We start from the raw sequence: 17,152 nt of genomic DNA, 5'->3' as shown, positions 1-17,152 counted from the left end.
CCGGGCGCACTGCCGAGCCGGACGCCAAGCGGACGCCAAGAGGGGGGCGCGACGGTGGGCGGCCGACGCAGACATCCGATCGTTGGAGCAAGCAAGCGTGTCCCTCAACAGCAGCCACGACGCCCCGGCCGCCGCCGGGCGTCCCCATGTCCACGAAATGGTCGTGGTCCACCGGGTCTTCCGCCGGGAGTCGGCACTCCTGCCCCGGCTGGTGCGGGCCGTGCCCGACGGCGACACGGCCCGCGCGGCCCGGGTCCGCGCAGTCCTGGGCGACTACATGACGGGCCTGCACCACCATCACCATGCCGAGGACGAGCTGATCTGGCCGCTGCTGCGCTCCCGGGCGGCGCAGGACGAGGCGCTGGTGGGCCGGATGGCCGAACAGCACGAGGCGATCGACCGCACCCTGGCGGCCGTGGGCGAGTGGGCGCCCGTGTGGGAGCGGTCCGCCGACCGGATCCCCGGCGAGGAACTCGCCCTGGCCCTGGACGCACACCGCACCGCGCTGCTCGCCCACCTCGACGACGAGGAACGGTCGGTACTGCCGCTGGTCGCCGAGCATCTGACCGTCGCGGAGTGGGACCTGGTCGGACGGCGCGGTATGGACGGGCTGCCGAAGAACAAGCGGCTGCTCGCTCTCGGCGCGATCCTGGAGGAGGCGACACCCGAGGAGAGCGCCTACTTCCTCGGCCGGGTCCCGCTCGTCGGCCGGCTGCTGTGGCGGGCCGTCGGCCGTCGCCAGTACGAGACCCTGTGCCGGACCATGCGCGCACCGCTGGCCGGGGAGTAGACCGGTGACCGTACTCGACTCCGCTCCGCTCGACGTCCTGGACGCCTACCGCACCTGCGAGTTCGCCACCCTGGGCCGCGACGGCACGCCCCTGGCCTGGCCGACGGCCGTGTGGCGACGCCCGGACGGGACACTGCTGCTCAGCACGTCCCTCGCGTTCGCGCAGAAGGCGCTCAACATCCGCCGGGACCCGCGGGTGGCCCTGCTCTTCTCCGACCCCACCGGCAGCGGCCGTCCGGAGCCCCCGCAGATCTTCGTGGGCGGACTCGCCGAATGCCCCGACGAGATCATGACCGGGCCCCGGGGCGCCGAGGACTACTGGCGGATGCTGTTCGCACGGCAGCCGCACAGCAGGTCGTACCTCCTGCCGCCGATGCGGCCGCTGATGGACTGGTACTACCTGCGGTTGCTGATCACCGTGACGCCCCGACAGGTCGTCGTACGGCCGCAGCTGCCCGCTCCCGACGCGCCGGCAGCGACGCCGGCACCGGCGCCGGCCGGCGGGCTGGTGGGTGCCGCGCAGCTCGCCCGGTTCCCGACGGCCGTGCTCGCCGCCCGCGACGCCTCCGGGGCACCGGTGCTGGCCCGGACCCGGCCGCTGCCCACGGCCGGCGGCTTCGCCGTGGACCTGCCCGCCGACTGCGCGGCGGCACCGGGCCCCGCCTCCCTCCTCGTGCACCGCCACGACGAGCGGCTGAACCACATGCAGAACGCGCTCGTGCGCGGCGAACTCCGGGAGGGCGACGCGGGACCGGTGCTGGTGCCCGCCAGGGTGGTCGAGCCGATGGGCTCGGGCCGCGCGAGCGACGCGGTGAGCGTGCTGCGCGCCACGAAGCGGGCCACCGACCGCTATCTGTCCCGGCACGGACTGCCCCGGCCCCGCGTCCGGTGGCAGGAGTTCAGGGAACTGGCCCGGGACGCACGCCGGACCTGACCCCGCAGGTGCCCCTCAGTGGGCGGACGCGGCGCAGGTGACGTCCGCGGCCGGCAGCCGGCCGGTCGCGAGGTACGCGTCGACCGTCGCGTCGACGCAATCGCTGCCGTACACGCCGAACACCGCGTGCTGGTCCGCGCCGCGCAGGGTCACGAGCCGGGAGCCGGGCCAGTCGCGCCGGACCGCCCGCGCGCCCCCGTAGGGGGTGCGCGGGTCGCCGGTCGCGTTGACCAGCAGGGCCGGCAGGTCGTCCCTGACGACGGTCGGACGTTCGCGCGGCGGGTCCCAGAACGCGCAGGGGCCGATGTCGTTCGTCACCGGCCCGAACAACGGGTCCTGGGCCCGGGCGCGTCGGACGTCACGCCAGTACGTCTCCGGGTCGCGGGGCGCGCCCACGTCCCCGCACAGGACGGAGGTCTGGACACTGCCGTACGACGACTGCGATCCGGTCAGCAGGAAACCGAGCATGTCGGCGAGCCAGGGACTCGGGGAGACCGCCCTGCCGTCGGCCGCGTCCCGCAGGTCGCGCACGCCACGGGCGAGATCGGCGTACGCCGCGTCGTCGTCCTGGGACAGGCCGTTGAAGACGACCAGCGGTGCGACGCTCTCGTCCACCCGGTAACCGCCCACGCGCAGCGGCGCCCGTTCGGCGGCGGCCTGTATCCGCGTCACGAGCGCCAGCACCGCGTCCCGGGCGCGCCCGAGACCGTACACCGGGTCACGGGCCGCGGCCCAGGCCGCGAAGTCCCGCAGGGCGTGCCGGTTGGCGGGTTCCGCCCCGCGCAGCAGCCGGGGGTTGTAGCGGGCGGGGTCGATCACCCCGTCCAGGACGACCCGGTCCGTGCGCCCGGGGAACATCGTGGCGTAGACCTCCCCGAGATAACTGCCGTACGAGTAGCCCAGGTAGGAGATCCGCCGCTCGCCGAGGGCGGCCCGGACGACGTCCATGTCCCGTGCGGTGTTGCGGGTCGTGACGAACGGCAGGACGTCGCCCTCGTACCTGCGGCAGTCCCGGGCGAGCCGCTCGGCGAAGGCGGTCGAGCGGTCGAAGCCGGCGCGGTCGTGCCCCGGGCTGCGGAACTGCGACCCGGTGGGCCAGTGACAGTCCAGCGGGGTGCTGCGCCCGACGAACCGGGGGTCGACCCCGATCACGTCGTAGCGCTTGCCGGTGTCCTTCATCGCCGCGCGCACCCACGGCGGGTCACCGAGCGTCTGCCCGCCCGGGCCACCGCTGTTGAGCAGCAGGGCGCCGACCCGGTGGGCGGTGTCGGTGGCCCTGATCCGGGAGATCGCGACGGTGATCCTGCGACCGCCCGGGTCGTCGTAGTCCAGTGGCACGGTGACGTCCGCGCACCGGGCGCCCGCCTTCTGGAGGTCCTTGCCGACGTCGTCGCCGGGTCCCAGCAGACAGCTCTTCCAGGTGAGGTGCTGGTGGTGGTAGCGGGCGAGCGGATCGGGGGGCGGTGCGGGCGGTGGCGGCCGTGGCGGACGCCAGTACGAGGGCCGCCGCCGACAACGCCAGGACGGACTTCACGGGAATGGTTGCCATGCGCCCTCACGCTAGGCAGGACACCTCCCGCGATCACTCCCGCTGGCTGCCGCGTTCACGGTGGGGGCAACCCCCGCCGGGACCTGTGGCCACCCCCCGGCCTCCCGGCTGCGTCCACCGGCACTGTGCGAGCCGCTTCTCCAGGAACCTGCGTTCCGCGGCGTTCTCCACCGACTCCAGGGCCTGTTCGTACGCTTGGGCCGCCTCCCGCGTCCGCCCCGTGCGCCGCAGCAGGTCCGCCCGGGTGGCCGGCAGCAGGTGGTAACCGGCCAGTTCGTCCTCCGCCTCCAGTTCCGCCACCAGGGCGAGCCCGGACTCGGCGCCCTCGGCCATGCCCACCGCGACCGCGCGGTTGAGCCGGACCACGGCCGAGGGGACGAACCGCTGGAGTTCGCCGTACAGCCCCGCGATGTCGGCCCAGTCGGTGTCGGCGGCGGTCGCCGCGGTGGTGTGACACGCCGCGACGGCCGCCTGGATCTGGTACGGGCCGGGGCGGCCACGGCGCAGGGCGCCCTCCAGGAGCGTTACGCCCTCGTCGATCTCGGCCCGGTCCCACGCCGTGCGGTCCTGGTCCTCCAGGGTCACCAGGTCGCCGGCCGCGTCCACCCGGGTCTCCCGGCGGGCGTCGTGCAGCAGCAGAAGCGCCAGCAGGCCCGTGACCTCCGGTTCGTCGGGCATCAACCGGGCCAGCAGCCGGGCCAGCCGGACGGCTTCGGCGCACAGCCCGGCGCGGATCAGGTCCGTGCCGCCGCTGGCCGTGTACCCCTCGTTGAACAGCAGGTACAGCACGCCGAGGACACCCGTGGTGCGTTCGGGCAGCAGATGCGCGGGCGGCACCCGGTACGGAATCCCGGCGTTGCGGATCTTCCGCTTGGCCCGCACCAGGCGCTGCGCCATCGTCGCCTCCGGGACCAGGAAGGCGCGCGCGATCTCGGGCGTGGTCAGCCCGGCGAGGGTGCGCAGGGTCAGTGCCACCCGCGCCTCGACGGGCAGGGCGGGATGGCAGCAGGTGAAGATCAGTCGCAGCCGGTCGTCCGCCACCCCGCTGTCGTCCCCGTCGCGGTCGGGGTCGTACGGCCCCTCGTCCCGTGCCATCGCCGCCTCCCGCTGCTTCGCCGCCCCCACCGCCTCCCGGCGCAGCACGTCCAGGGCGCGGTTGCGGGCGGTCGTGGTGAGCCAGGCCCCGGGGCGGCGCGGCACACCGTCGCGCCGCCACCGTTCCAGGGCCTGGGCGAAGGCGTCCTGCGCGCACTCCTCGGCGAGGTCCCAGTCGCCGGTCACCCGGATCAGGGTGGCGACGATCTGGGCCCACTCCTCGCGGAAGGCGGCGGAGACGGCCTCCTCCACCTCGTCCATGGGACTCACGTGGCGTTCACTCCCAGACCGGCCGTACCTCCACCGAGCCGCCGGCGAGTGCGGCGGGGTGCCGGGAGGCGAGCGCGACGGCCTCGTCGAGGTCGGCGACCTCGATGATGTCGATGCCCGCGACGTACTCCTTGGTCTCGGCGAACGGCCCGTCGCTCAGCAGCACTTCGTCGCCCTGGACGCGCACGGTGGTGGCGTCGGCGGCGGGCCGCAGCCGGGCGCCGCCCCTGACGACGTCACGGCTGCGGACCTCCTGGACGTACGAGGTGAAGCGCGGGTCCTCGGCGATCTCGGCGGGGCTGAGCTCCGCGCCGCCGACCGGGGTGCAGATGAACAGCACGTACTTCATGACCGCTCCTTCCGGTCCGCGCTGCCGACCGGGACCGAGATGTGCTCGTGGGCGATGACCCAGCTGAAGCCGGTGTCACGATAGCCGGTGGTGACCCGGACGAGCCGGTCCAGGGGCTCCCCGGTCACGCGCGTACCGTGGATCCGGACGAGGGCGTGGCTGAAGCAGCTGCCCTCCCCGGGACGCACCGTGAGGTGGCGCACCTCGCGGTGCACGGGCCCGTTGAGCGCCGCGAACCACGCCTCGGCGTTCTTGCGGACCTCGGCCATCCCCGAACGCCCCTCGACGTCGGCGGGTCCGAAGACCTCCGCGTCGGGCGCGTAGCAGGCCGTCAGCCGGTCGATGTCCCGCTCGCGGGCGGCCTCGGTCAGCTCGGCGTCGATACGGCGGACGGCCGTCTCGGCGTCCTCCATCAGGTCCTCGTCCCAGAACGGACGCACCTCCAGCGCCCCGACGGTGGCCACCGGATGCCCGGCGGCGATCCGTACCGCCTCCTCCAGGCTGTCGCAGTCGACGACGTCGAACCCGGCGACGTACTCCTTCGTCTCGGCGAACGGTCCGTCGGTCCGCAGCACCTCACCGTCCCGCACGCGCACGGTGACCGCGGTGTCCGGCAGCCGCAGCCGGTGCCCGTACAGCCGGGTCCCGCCGCGCACGCCGTGCTCCTCCACCCAGGGTTCGACCGGCGCCATCGCGGAGGCGTCGGCGGTGTCGTCGCCGCAGACCAGCAGCATGTACTTCATCGTTCCTCCCGGTGCTCGAAAGCTTCCTACACCCCACCGACGAACGGCGCCCGGTGGAATCGACACCCCGGCCGGAGGAAATCCCCGAGCGGTTCCTACGCCGGCGCCCACATCCCGTGTCCCCGGCCCAGGATGCCGTGCGGGTCGTGGACGCCCTTGGCCTCGGCCAGCGTCTCCCACCGGCTGCCGTAGTGCTCCCGCCAGTCCGCGGGGGACATCGGCAGCGCGTTGACCGGGTACGCGACGGCACCGTTCGCCCGCGCGTACTCGTACGCCGCGCGGTTGGCGGCCACCATCGGGCCGGCCGTGCCCGGGGCCGCCGTACGCAGCAGGGCGAACAGGAGGACGACCTCGCCTCGCGGGCGGCGGAACAGCGGCGCACGCAGGGCGCCGGTGAGCAGGGGGTAGAGCAGGATCAGGCCGTTCTCGCGCAGGTCCTGGAAACCGGGGTCGGCGAGGACGCCGGTGACCACGGACGCGGCGGTGTCCTCGGGGAGCAGCAGGTTCAGCCAGGGGTGCGGGTACCGCCACTCACCGGTCGTCCGCAGGATCTCCTCGTCGGCGGCGACCCGGTTCGCGAACTCGGCGTGGCCGAGGTCCTCCGTCTCGGCCGAGTCGAAGGACAGGCCGCCGAGGAGTGTGCCGTCGTCGGGAGCGCTCGCGCCCCGGTGGGCGGCCACCGCCTCGATCATGTGGGTCCAGCCGCCGGGGACGGGGCGGACCTGGCCCTCCAGATGGGCGAAGCGCCGGTCGGTGGCCAGCAGGCGCTGGTCGGACAGGTAGCCGTCCAGGCCGGAGTAGTACAGGCAGTAGCGGCGGACCCGGGTGGGCGCGGGGGACAGGCGCAGGGTGGCCCGGACGATGACGGCCACCTGGCCGAGGCCCGCCAGGACCGCGTGGAAGAGGGCGCTGTGCCGGTCCGGCGAGCAGACCACGTGCTCACCGGCACCGGTCACCACCTCCAGCTCCAGCGCCGAGTCCGCGACCAGGCCGTGCCGGTGACTCGCGCCGCCGAGACCGCCCGCGCTCAGCACACCGCCGACCCCCGCGCCCAGGTAGTCGGTGAGGACGGGTGGGGTGAGCCCGTGCGGGAGGGTCGCCGCGAGCACGTCCCGCCACAGCGCCCCCGCCCGCACCTCGACCCGGTCCCCGGTGACCGGCCCGACGGCGTTCAGCTCACCCAGGTCGAGGACGATCCCGCCGGGTGCCTGCCCCTGCCCGTACAGGGAGTGGCCGCCGGACCGCGCCGCCACCGGGATCCCGTGCCGGCCGGCGTACGCCAGCGCGTCCCCGATCCCGGCGGCGGAGCGGGGCCGGAGCACGCCCAGCGGTGGGGAGTGCACGAGACCTCCGAAGTCCGCCGCCGCCTCCCGCAGTGTCTCCGGGCGGGTGTCCAGCAGTTCAACGAAACCGGCGGAGGCAGAGACGACACGGTCCGACGACGTCACGCGGCACGCTCCCAGAAGGCATCGGTCGACAGTGGCGGCACCCATTCTCGTGGCAGGGGACTTCGCACGGGCGCCGTTTCCCGCAGTGCCGCCCGGGCGCGACGGAGGGTTTACTCCGGCGAATCCCGGAGAGCAGCGTCTGCGGAGCAGTGCCACCCGTCCCGGGTTCCGCACCTGTCCGTCCCGTCCCCCGGTCGCTCCCCGGAGCGCACGTTCATGTGAGAGGTGTTCTGGTCTGTCCGGCCCCCGCGAGCCAGCAACCCCAGCCGACGAAGCGTCACCCGCGACCCCCGCGCCCCGGCCGACGTCCCCGCCCCCCAACAGGCCCGCAACCACCCACAACACCCCGCCGACCACGGACAACCACCCCCCGGCCACCGGCCTTGGCCCTTCGGCCAGGGGTAACCACGCGTCGACCACCCGCAGCGTCTCGCCGACCGCGGACAACCGTCCGCCGGCCACCGGCAGCGGCCCCTCGGTCACCGGCGGCGGTGCGCTGCCCGTGGGCGCCCGCCCGTCGGCTGCTCGGGGCGGTTCACCCGCCGCGAGGCGTGACGCCTACTTCGACAACGCGAAGTACCTGGCGATCGTGCTCGTGGCCGCCGGGCACGCCTGGGAACCGCTGCGCTCGGACAGCCGTACCGTCACCGCCCTCTACACGTTCGTGTACGCCTTCCACATGCCGGCGTTCATCATCATCTCCGGCTACTTCTCCCGCGGCTTCGACGCGAGCCCGGCCCGCGTCAGGCGGCTGGTCACCGGCGTCGTCGTGCCCTATGTCGTCTTCGAGGTCGCCTACACCCTCTTCACCCGGTGGAGCGACCACGCCCCGGACCGGGACATCAGCCTCCTGAACCCGCTGTACCTGACCTGGTTCCTGGCGGCCCTGTTCATCTGGCGGCTGACGACCCCGATCTGGCGCCTGCTGCGGTGGCCGCTGCCCGTCGCGCTCACCGTCGCGTCGCTGGCGAGCGTCTCGTCGTCCATCGGCGGCGACCTCGACCTCCAGCGGGCGCTGCAGTTCCTGCCCTACTTCGTGCTCGGCCTGTCCCTGCGGCCCGAGCACTTCAGCCTGCTGCGCCGCTGGAGGGTGCGCCTGTGCGCCGTACCCGTGGCCGCGGCGGCCCTCGCCGTCGCGTACTGGTCGGTGCCGCACCTGGGCTACCGCTGGTTCTTCCACCGGGACAGCGCCGAGCAGCTCGGCGTGCCCGCCTGGTACGGGCCGGTCATGACCTTCGCCACCTTCGGCTGCTCCCTGGTACTGGTCGCCTGCTTCCTCGCCTGGGTGCCGGGCCGCCGCACCTGGTTCACCGCCCTCGGCGCCGGCACGCTCTACGGCTACCTGCTGCACGGCTTCGTCGCGCAGGCCGCCAAGCCCGCCCACTGGTACGACCCGTCCTGGATGCACGGCCCGCTCGGCGCGGTGACGGTGACCCTCGTCGCCGCCGTGGTGGTGACGCTGCTGTGCACCCCACCGGTGCGCCGCGTGTTCCGGTTCGTGATGGAGCCCAGGATGGAGTGGGCGTTCCGGACAGGGGACGGCCAGGACGGCCGAGTGGCCCAGGACGGGCGGCGAAACGCCGCGCGGGTCCTTTCCGGGAGCCGCTGAAGCGGCGAATATGCCGCACCATGGACATTCTGCTCATCGCGAGCGCGTTCAACAGCCTGTCCCAGCGGATCCACGCCGAACTGACCGACCTCGGCCACCGCGTGGACGTCGCCCTGGCGGGCCGGGGTCCGGACGCCGTCCGCGCCGCCGTCCGCGAACGGCGCCCGGAGCTGATCATCGCGCCGATGCTGAAGACGGCCCTGCCCGACGACGTCTGGCAGCAGCACACCTGCCTGATCGTGCACCCGGGACCGCTCGGCGACCGGGGCCCCTCCTCCCTCGACTGGGCGATCGCCGAGCAGGCCCCCACCTGGGGGGTGACCGTCCTGCAGGCCGAGGCCGCGATGGACGCGGGCGCCGTCTGGGCGGGCGAACCGTTCGAGGTGGCGCCGGTCGGCAAGAGCGACCTCTATCGCAACGAGGCCGCCGACGCCGCCGTCACCGCCGTCCACCGGGCCGTACGACGGTACGCGGACGGGTCGTACAAGCCGCTGCCGCAGAGTGATCCCGCGATCCGCTCCCGGGTGGTCTGGCGTGACGTCTTCAAGCAGGAGCGGCGGCGGATCGACTGGACGGCCGACGACACGGACACGGTGCTGCGCAAGCTGCGCGGGGCCGACTCGCAGCCGGGGGTGCTGGACGAGATCCGCGGCCGGGAGGTGTTCCTGCACGGCGGCCACCCCGAGGGCGAACTGCGCGGTGCCCCGGGCGAGTTGCTGGCGACGCGAGCGGGTGCGGTGTGCCGGGCCACCCGCGACGGCGCCGTCTGGATCCCGGAGCTGCGCCCCCGCAGGAACTCCGGCGACCGGGCCCCCTTCCGCCGCCCCGCGGCCGACGTACTCGCCGACCCGGCGCTCCCGGAGAGCCCCGCCCCGCTGGAACCGGCCCCGGACCGCCGCACCTGGAGCGACATCCGCTACCGGCGGCACGGCGACGTCGGACTCGTCACCTTCTCCTTCCCGGGCGGCGCCATGAGCACCGACCACTGCCGACGGCTGCTCGCCGCCTACCGGTACGCCCTGGCCCGGCCCACCCGGGTCCTGGTGCTCGGCGCCCGGCGCGACTTCTTCTCCAACGGCATCCACCTGAACGTCATCGAGGCCGCCCCCGACCCGGCCGTGGAGTCCTGGGCCAACCTCAACGCCATGGACGACCTCGTCGAGGCGGTGCTGCGGACCACCGACCGGCTGGTGGTCGCCGCGCTCGGCGGCAACGCGGCGGCCGGTGGTGTCATGTTCGCCCTCGCCGCCGACGAGGTCTGGTGCCGTTCCGGCGCCGTTCTCAACCCCCACTACCGGCGGATGGGCCTGTACGGGTCGGAGTTCTGGACGTACTCGCTGCCGCGCCGGGCCGGAGCGGAGGCCGCCCGGCGGCTCACCGAGGAGGCGCAGCCGGTGAGCGCGGTGACGGCCGCCCGGCTCGGTCTCGTCGACCGGCTCGTACCGGTGCCCGCACAGGACTTCACCGCCGAGGTCGAGCGCCTGGCCGCCGCCCTCGCCGACGCCCCGGACCTCGACCGGCGGATCGCCGCCAAGGCCGCGGCCCGCCGGGCCGACGAGGAGCTGCGCCCGCTCGCGACGTACCGCGCGGAGGAACTCGCGCGGATGCACGCCCTGTTCTTCGACCCCGGCGCTGCCTACCACGCGCTGCGCTCGGACTTCGTCCGCAAGGTCCCCGGCGGTGCCCGGTGACCCGGCTGCTGGTGGCCGGCGTCGGCAACATCTTCCTCGGCGACGACGCCTTCGGTCCGGAGGTGATCCGCGCCCTGGCCGACCGGCCGCTGCCGTCCGGGGTACGGGTCCGGGACTTCGGCATCCGGGGCATGGACCTCGCCTACGAACTGCTCGACGGCTGGACGGTCGCCGTCCTCGTGGACGCGGCGGCCCGCGGTGAACGCCCCGGCACCCTCTCCCTGATCGAGCCCGATCCGCCCGCCGGCGCCCCGGCGGCCGCGCCCGAGGCACACGGCATGGACCCGGCGAAGGTGCTCGCCCTCGCCGCCCACCTCGGCGACGAACCCCTGCCCCGCGTCCTCGTCCTCGCCTGCGAACCGGGTGAGCTGCCGCGCGGCGACGAGGACATCGCCCCAGGTCTCACCGTGCCCGTCCGGGACGCGGTCGGGCAGGCGGTCGCCGCCCTGCACGCCCTCGTCCCGGCGCTGCTCGCGGATCCGTCGGCCACGCCTGCGTTGGCCCGCCCGGAGGAATCCGCGCCCCCCGTCGCGGCCGGTCGCCCGCCGACAGCCACCAAGGGCGCGCAGGATCGCTGAGTACCGCCACGAGGCGAACGTCGCCCGCCGCGGCGCCGACGGACCAGGACGGGACCCACCGCTCCGCAGGTCCTTCCCCACCCCAGCGACCGAGGAGCGGACCGCCCATGTGTCAGTCGGAGGAGGCCACCCGGGCCGTCCTGGCCAGGAACGACGGCCTGGCCGCGAGCCTGCGCGACGACCTGACCGCACGCGGGGTGAGCGTGGTGAACCTGCTCTCCAGCCCCGGCAGCGGCAAGACCGAACTGCTGGGCCGGGTGCTGGCACGGGCGCTGGAGCGGGACGTACCCGTCGCCGCCTTCACCGCCGACCTCGCGACCGAGAACGACGCCACGCGCCTGGCCCGCTCGGGGGCTCCGGTGAAACAACTGCTCACCGACGGGCTGTGCCATCTGGAGGCCCGTCAGGTGCGCGGCCACCTGGAGGGGTGGCTGCCGTCCGGCACCGCGCTGCTCTTCGTGGAGAACGTCGGCAACCTCGTCTGCCCTGCCTCCTACGACCTCGGCGAACACCTGCGGATCGTGCTGATGGCGGTGACCGAGGGCGAGGACAAGCCCGCGAAGTACCCCACCGCCTTCGGCTCCGCGCACCTGGTGGTGCTCACCAAGACCGACCTCGCGGGACCGGCCGGCTTCGACGGGCGGGCCTTCGCCGAGCAGGTACGGCGGGTCAACCCGGGGGTGGAGATCGTCCCCACCTGCGCCCGTACCGGTGACGGCGTCGACACGCTGCTCGACCGGGTGCTCGCCGTCCGGGACGGCGCCCCCGCGCACCGGCCGCCGCTCGCCCCGCACCCCCACGGCCACAGCCACGCCCCGACCGCCTCGTGACCGCGCCCATCACGCCCACCACCGCGACGGCGGCCGTGCGACGGCGCATCACGGTGCGCGGGACCGTACAGGGCGTCGGCTTCCGCCCCCACGTCCACCGGCTGGCCGCCGGCCTCGGCCTCACCGGCTTCGTCGGCAACACGGCGCACGGGGTGTTCATCGAGGTCGAGGGCGCGGCGGCGGACGTCGAGCGGTTCTGCGGGCGGCTCGCGGGCGATGCGCCGCCGCTGGCCACGGTGACCGCCGTGGCCGTCGAGGAGGTGCCCGCCACCGGGACGGACCCCGGTTTTGCGATCCGCGCCACCGAGCGGTCCGCACCCGGCCGCACCCTGCTCCCGCCCGACACCGCGACCTGCGCCGACTGCCTGCGCGAACTCGCCGATCCGGCCGACCGCCGACATCGCCACCCCTTCATCACCTGCACCCACTGCGGACCCCGGTTCACCATCGCCACCGGGATGCCCTACGACCGCGCGGTCACCACCATGGCCGCCTTCCCCATGTGCCCCGAGTGCGCCCGGGAGTACGAGGCGCCGGCCGACCGCCGCTTCCACGCCCAGCCCGTGGCCTGCCCCGACTGCGGCCCCCGGCTGCGCCTGGTGCCCGCCGCGGGCAGCGGAGTGAGAGCTGTTCGCGACGCTGACGCCCTCTCACAGGCGCGAGAACTGCTCGCCGCCGGGCGGATCCTCGCCGTGAAGGGGATCGGCGGCTACCACCTGGCCTGCGACGCCTCCGCCGCCCACGCCGTCGGCACCCTGCGCACCCGCAAGGCGCGCGGCGACAAGCCGTTCGCCGTGATGTGCGCGGACCTCGCCGAGGCCGAGCGGATCGCCGAGGTCGGCCCGGCCGAGCGGGCCGCCCTCACCAGCCCGCGCCGCCCCATCGTCCTCCTGCGTCCCCAACGGGGCGTCAGGCTGGCGCCGGGCGTCTGCCCGGGCAGCCCGCACCTCGGCGTGATGCTGCCCTACACTCCCGTCCACACCCTCCTCCTCGGCCTCCCCGGCGACCCGCCCGGCCCCCGCGTCCTCGTCATGACCAGCGGCAACCGCTCGGGCGAGCCCATTGTCACGGACGACGACGAAGCGCTGACCCGGCTGTTCGGGCTGGCCGACGCCTGGCTCGCGCACGACCGGCCCATCGCGTCGCCCTGCGACGACTCCCTGCTGCGGGTCCGCGCCGACGGCACCGAACAGGTCCTGCGCCGCTCCCGCGGATACGCCCCGCGCCCGCTGCGACTGCCGGTGCCCGTGCGGCCCGCGCTCGCGGTGGGCGGCGACCTGAAGAACGCGCTCTGCGTCGGCGAGGGCGACCTCGCCTGGTTCGGCCCGCACATCGGCGACATGGGCGACCTGGCCACCCTCGAGGCCGCCGCCGCGGCGGAACGGCACCTGCACCGGCTGACCGGCGTCCGCCCCGAACTGGTCGCCGCCGACCGCCACCCCGGCTACCACTCGTCCGCCTGGGCCCGCCGCCGCAACGCGCAACTCCCCTCGCCGGAGCCGGTGTTCGTACAGCATCACCACGCCCACATCGCCTCCGTCATGGCCCAGGCGGGCCTGGACGGCACCACCCCCGTCATCGGCGTCGCCTTCGACGGCACCGGGTACGGCGACGACGGCACCGTCTGGGGCGGTGAGGTGCTCGTCGCCGACTACACCGGCTACCGCCGCCTCGCCCACCTCGCCCCGGCCCCGCTGCCCGGCGGGGACGCCGGGGTGGCCAACCCGTGCCGGACGGCGCTGGCCCGGCTGTGGGCGGCCGGACTGCCGTGGGACCCGGACCTGCCCAGCGTGGCCGCCTGCTCGACCGAGGAACTCAGGCTGCTGGGGCGCCAGTTGCCGAGCGGGGTCGGCTGCGCGACCACGTCGAGCATGGGCCGGCTCTTCGACGCGGTGTCGTCCCTCGCGGGCGTGTGCCACCGCGCGGGCTACGAGGCCCAGGCCGCCCTGGAGCTGGAGGCCCAGGCCTGCCTGGCCTGGGACCTGGACACCGCCGCGTACCCGTTCGGCGACCGCTTCGACCCGGCCCCCGCCCTGCGCGCGATCATCACCGACCTGCGGCGCGGAACCCCGGTACCGGTGATCGCGGCCCGCTTCCACCGGGGGGTCGCCCACGCCGTCGCCGCCGTCTGCAGCCGGGTCCGCCGGGACACCGGCCTGGACACCGTCGCGCTCACCGGTGGGGTGTTCGCCAACGCGCTGCTGGAGAGCGTGAGCGCCGAACTGCTCCGCGACGACGGCTTCACGGTTCTCCTGCACGGCGAGGTCCCGCCGAACGACGGCGGGCTGGCGCTCGGGCAGCTGGTGGTCGCGGCCCACGGACGGTCCGGCCACGAGGGACTCGGAACAGTCAGCTACGAGACGGAGTGACCCATGTGTTTGGCAGTGCCCGGCAGGGTCGTGAGCATCGACGACACCGCAGATCCGCTCACCGGCCTGATCGACTTCGGTGGGGTGCAGAAACAGGCGTGCCTGGAGTACGTGTCCGACGTACGGGTGGGGGAGTACGTGATCGTCCACGTGGGCTTCGCCCTGCAGCGGCTCGACGAGGAGTCCGCGCTGGCCTCCCTCAAGCTCTTCGAGGAACTCGGCCTCCTCGAGGAGGAGTTCGGCGACGCCTGGCGGCAGGCCGCCCAGCAGGCCGAGGGGAGCGAGGCCCGGTGAAGTACATCGACGAGTTCAACGACCCCCAGCTGGCGCGCCGGCTGCTGGACGGGATCCGCGCCACCGCCACCCGGCCCTGGGCCCTGATGGAGGTGTGCGGCGGTCAGACCCACTCCATCATCCGGCACGGCATCGACCAACTCCTGCCGGAAGAGGTCGAGTTGATCCACGGGCCGGGCTGCCCGGTCTGTGTGACGCCGCTGGAGAGCATCGACAAGGCGCTGGAGATCGCCGCCCGCCCCGACGTGATCTTCTGCTCGTTCGGCGACATGCTCCGGGTACCCGGCACCGACCGGGACCTGTTCCGCGTCAAGGGCGAGGGCGGTGACGTCCGGGTGGTGTACTCCCCGCTCGACGCCCTCCAACTGGCCGTCCGGCACCCGCAGAAGCAGGTCGTCTTCTTCGCCATCGGCTTCGAGACCACCGCCCCCGCCAACGCCATGGCCGTCCACCAGGCCAAGCGGCTCGGCCTGACCAACTTCAGCCTCCTGGTCTCCCACGTCCGGGTCCCCCCGGCCATCGAGGCCATCATGACCGCGCCCAGCTGCCGGGTGCAGGGCTTCCTGGCCGCCGGGCACGTGTGCAGCGTGATGGGCATGACCGAGTACCCGGAACTGGCCGAGCGGCACCGGGTCCCCATCGTCGTCACCGGCTTCGAACCGCTCGACATCCTGGAGGGCATCCGGCGGACCGTCCGTCAGCTGGAGAGCGGCGAGCACCGGGTGGAGAACGCCTACCCCCGGGCCGTGCGCGAGGTCGGCAACCCGGCCGCCGTCCGCATGATCGAGGAGGTCTTCGAGGTCGCCGACCGCTCCTGGCGCGGCATCGGCCGGATCCCCGGCAGCGGCTGGCGGCTCAGCGAGGCCTACCGGGCGTACGACGCCGAGCACCGCTTCGACGTCACCGGCATCCGCACCGAGGAACCCGCCGAATGCCGGGCCGGTGAAGTCCTGCAGGGGCTCATCAAGCCCACCGACTGCGCGGCCTTCGGTACCACCTGCACCCCGCGCACCCCGCTCGGCGCCACCATGGTCTCCAGCGAGGGCGCCTGCGCCGCCTACTACCTCTACCGCCGGATGTCCGAACCGGCGCCCGCGCGCGAGGAGATGAACCCCGTTGGCTGACCGGACCGTGGTCGACCCCGCGAACTGGAGCTGCCCCGCACCGATCCGGGACCAGCCGGTCGTGGTGATGGGCCACGGCGGGGGCGGCGCGCTCTCCGCCGAACTGATCGAGCAGGTCTTCGCCCCCGCCTACGGCAACGCCCTGCTCGCCGGCCTGACCGACTCGGCCGTCCTCCACCTCGGGGGCGCCCGGCTGGCCCTGTCCACCGACTCCTACGTCGTACGGCCGCTGTTCTTCCCGGGCGGCTGCCTCGGCGACCTCGCCGTCAACGGCACCGTCAACGACCTGGCGATGAGCGGCGCCCGGCCCGCCTACCTCTCCGCCGCCTTCGTCCTGGAGGAGGGCGTGGCACTGTCCGTCGTGGAACGTGTCGCGCGGGCCATGGGCACGGCGGCCGAGACGGCCGGGGTCACCATCGCCACCGGTGACACCAAGGTCGTCGAGGCCGGACACGGGGACGGGGTGTACGTCACCACCGCCGGGGTCGGACTGGTCCCCGAGCGGGTGGACATCCGGCCGCAGCGGGCCAGGCCCGGGGACGTCGTCATCGTCAGCGGGCCGATCGGCCTGCACGGTGTCGCCGTGCTGAGCGTGCGCGAGGGGCTGGAGTTCGGTGTCGAGATCGCCAGCGACACCGCTCCGCTGGCCGACCTGGTGGCGACCATGCTGGACGTCACCCCGGAGATCCACGTCCTGCGCGACCCCACCCGGGGCGGTCTGGCGGCCTCCCTGAACGAGATCGCCCGCGCCTCCGGGACCGGGGTCCGGCTCAGCGAGCGCGCCGTCCCCGTGCCCGACGCGGTCGCCAACGCCTGCGGGTTCCTCGGCCTGGACCCGCTCTACGTGGCCAACGAGGGCCGCCTCGTGGCCTTCGTACCGCCCGCCGACGCCGAGGCCGTGCTGGCGGCGATGCGCGCCCACCCGCAGGGAGCGGGCGCGGTGGTCGTCGGGGAGTGCGTGGCCGAGCACCCCGGCATGGTGGTCGTGGCCACCGGCCTGGGCGGCACCCGGGTCGTGGACCTGCCGCTCGGGGAGCAACTGCCCCGCATCTGCTGACAGGTCCGCCGACGGGGACCCCGCCCGCGCCCGCGGGCGCCGGCGGGGTCATGCGACGGCGGTGATCTCCAGTTCCCGGCCGCTGCGCAGTTCCGTGGTGGGCCGGTCGCAGCGCGGGCACCAGAAGAACGGCGGCATGCCCACCGCGAACTCCTCGGCACACGGCCCGCACCAGGCCACCGCGGGCACCTCCTCCACCACCAGCCGGGCGTCCGCGAGGGCGGTGCCGTCGCGGGCCACCTCGAAGGCGAAGTCCAGGGCGTCGGGGACGACCCCGGACAGCTCGCCGACCCGGACGGTCACCGCGGCCACGGTGTCCGCGCCGTCCGCCCGGGCCCATGCGTCGGCCTGCTCCACGATCGCGGTCGGCCCGGTGCTGGCCTGGATGACGGAGCACCTCGACGAGGAGGTCACCGTCGAAC

General features: G+C 74.4%; 15 protein-coding genes and 1 pseudogene. 10 read left to right on the top strand and 6 right to left on the bottom strand.

The genetic code is table 11. From position 1 onward, the window contains the following. Positions 1 to 97: 97 nt before the first annotated feature. Together ABZ646_RS11190 and ABZ646_RS11185 are read left to right on the top strand one after the other, a co-directional pair. Entirely contained in the window at positions 98 to 790 is a 693-nt protein-coding gene (locus tag ABZ646_RS11190) for a hemerythrin domain-containing protein (protein WP_360516002.1), read from the top strand. A gap of 4 nt (positions 791 to 794) precedes the next feature. Continuing rightward, on the top strand, positions 795 to 1,724 hold the full coding sequence (locus ABZ646_RS11185; protein ID WP_360515999.1) for a pyridoxamine 5'-phosphate oxidase family protein: 930 nt from the start codon (positions 795 to 797) through the stop codon (positions 1,722 to 1,724). 15 nt (positions 1,725 to 1,739) lie between these two features. Here ABZ646_RS11185 and ABZ646_RS11180 read toward each other — a convergent pair. The 5 genes and pseudogenes from ABZ646_RS11180 to ABZ646_RS11160 all read right to left on the bottom strand — a co-directional run bounded on the left by ABZ646_RS11180 (position 1,740) and on the right by ABZ646_RS11160 (position 7,178). Beyond that, a pseudogene (locus ABZ646_RS11180) lies at positions 1,740 to 3,273 on the bottom strand (alpha/beta hydrolase). A gap of 33 nt (positions 3,274 to 3,306) precedes the next feature. After that, on the bottom strand, positions 3,307 to 4,629 hold the full coding sequence (locus ABZ646_RS11175; protein WP_360516031.1) for an RNA polymerase sigma factor: 1,323 nt from the start codon (positions 4,627 to 4,629) through the stop codon (positions 3,307 to 3,309). A gap of 16 nt (positions 4,630 to 4,645) precedes the next feature. Continuing rightward, complete coding sequence (locus tag ABZ646_RS11170) at positions 4,646 to 4,987, bottom strand: YciI family protein (protein ID WP_360515996.1); 342 nt, start codon at positions 4,985 to 4,987, stop codon at positions 4,646 to 4,648. Continuing rightward, positions 4,984 to 5,730, bottom strand: a complete 747-nt coding sequence (locus tag ABZ646_RS11165; RefSeq protein ID WP_360515993.1) for a nuclear transport factor 2 family protein — start codon at positions 5,728 to 5,730, stop codon at positions 4,984 to 4,986. The genes ABZ646_RS11170 and ABZ646_RS11165 overlap by 4 nt, the downstream gene beginning before the upstream one ends. 95 nt (positions 5,731 to 5,825) lie before the next feature. Next, entirely contained in the window at positions 5,826 to 7,178 is a 1,353-nt protein-coding gene (locus ABZ646_RS11160) for an FAD-binding protein (RefSeq protein ID WP_360515990.1), read from the bottom strand. A 502-nt stretch (positions 7,179 to 7,680) separates the two neighbouring features. Between ABZ646_RS11160 and ABZ646_RS11155 the strand changes: the two genes are divergently transcribed. The 8 genes from ABZ646_RS11155 (at position 7,681) to hypE (ending at position 16,730) form a co-directional block, all read left to right on the top strand. Further along, the gene (locus ABZ646_RS11155) at positions 7,681 to 8,787 is read left to right on the top strand and encodes an acyltransferase family protein (RefSeq protein ID WP_360515987.1); all 1,107 of its coding nucleotides are present in this window, start codon (positions 7,681 to 7,683) and stop codon (positions 8,785 to 8,787) included. Positions 8,788 to 8,807: 20 nt separating this feature from the next. Beyond that, complete coding sequence (locus ABZ646_RS11150) at positions 8,808 to 10,478, top strand: hydrogenase maturation protein (RefSeq protein WP_360515984.1); 1,671 nt, start codon at positions 8,808 to 8,810, stop codon at positions 10,476 to 10,478. Next, complete coding sequence (locus ABZ646_RS11145; RefSeq protein WP_360515981.1) at positions 10,475 to 11,056, top strand: hydrogenase maturation protease; 582 nt, start codon at positions 10,475 to 10,477, stop codon at positions 11,054 to 11,056. The genes ABZ646_RS11150 and ABZ646_RS11145 overlap by 4 nt, the downstream gene beginning before the upstream one ends. A 107-nt stretch (positions 11,057 to 11,163) precedes the next feature. Beyond that, positions 11,164 to 11,886 (top strand): hydrogenase nickel incorporation protein HypB, encoded by a 723-nt coding sequence (gene hypB / locus ABZ646_RS11140; protein ID WP_360515978.1) that lies wholly within the window; start codon positions 11,164 to 11,166, stop codon positions 11,884 to 11,886. Then, a complete protein-coding gene (hypF, locus tag ABZ646_RS11135) occupies positions 11,883 to 14,255 on the top strand; it encodes a carbamoyltransferase HypF (RefSeq protein ID WP_360515975.1) in 2,373 nt (790 codons plus the stop codon). The genes hypB and hypF overlap by 4 nt, the downstream gene beginning before the upstream one ends. Before the next feature lie 3 nt (positions 14,256 to 14,258). After that, on the top strand, positions 14,259 to 14,549 hold the full coding sequence (locus tag ABZ646_RS11130; RefSeq protein WP_360515972.1) for a HypC/HybG/HupF family hydrogenase formation chaperone: 291 nt from the start codon (positions 14,259 to 14,261) through the stop codon (positions 14,547 to 14,549). After that, the gene (gene hypD, locus ABZ646_RS11125) at positions 14,546 to 15,673 is read left to right on the top strand and encodes a hydrogenase formation protein HypD (RefSeq protein ID WP_360515969.1); all 1,128 of its coding nucleotides are present in this window, start codon (positions 14,546 to 14,548) and stop codon (positions 15,671 to 15,673) included. Before ABZ646_RS11130 ends, hypD begins: the two co-directional genes overlap by 4 nt. A gap of 67 nt (positions 15,674 to 15,740) precedes the next feature. Then, entirely contained in the window at positions 15,741 to 16,730 is a 990-nt protein-coding gene (gene hypE / locus ABZ646_RS11120; RefSeq protein ID WP_360516028.1) for a hydrogenase expression/formation protein HypE, read from the top strand. Positions 16,731 to 16,778: 48 nt separating this feature from the next. Here the strand turns inward: hypE and ABZ646_RS11115 are convergent, their stop codons facing one another. Beyond that, a complete protein-coding gene (locus ABZ646_RS11115) occupies positions 16,779 to 17,117 on the bottom strand; it encodes a hydrogenase maturation nickel metallochaperone HypA (RefSeq protein WP_360516025.1) in 339 nt (112 codons plus the stop codon). Positions 17,118 to 17,152: the final 35 nt, after the last annotated feature.

The sequence above is a fragment of the Streptomyces sp. NPDC007162 genome (assembly GCF_040634175.1).
Lineage (GTDB): Bacteria > Actinomycetota > Actinomycetes > Streptomycetales > Streptomycetaceae > Streptomyces.
Note: the sequence above shows the minus strand (reverse complement) of the source record. Positions and strands in the feature narration are given on the sequence as shown.